The sequence below is a fragment of the Photobacterium sp. R1 genome (assembly GCF_054600795.1).
Map to the genome: position 1 here is coordinate 1 of NZ_BAAHZP010001028.1, position 233 is coordinate 233.

Annotated in this window: 1 pseudogene; it reads right to left on the reverse strand. The window is 48.1% G+C overall.

What is annotated here, in order from left to right:
• Nucleotides 1-8 precede the first annotated feature (8 nt).
• A pseudogene (locus tag ACYP03_RS28175) lies at nt 9-233 on the reverse strand (hypothetical protein); the annotation flags it as partial.

The following is a 233-nucleotide window of genomic DNA, read 5'->3' on the forward strand; positions in this document are numbered from 1 at the left end:
TACCAGCATTACATCCACCCCAACTGCTGGAGACTGATGCCATCGTTCCATATTTTCGTCATATGCCGAATCAGATTTCCCTCAAATTGCATCACATAGACATAGTCTGCTTCAACCGTTTTTCCTGTCGGATCAACCGGTCCCCCCGGACCACTGCTGGTGCCATGGAAAACGGCATAAGCGGCAACACATGACCGTTTCTCATCTTCCGCAAAAAATTTGAGATCGTAACG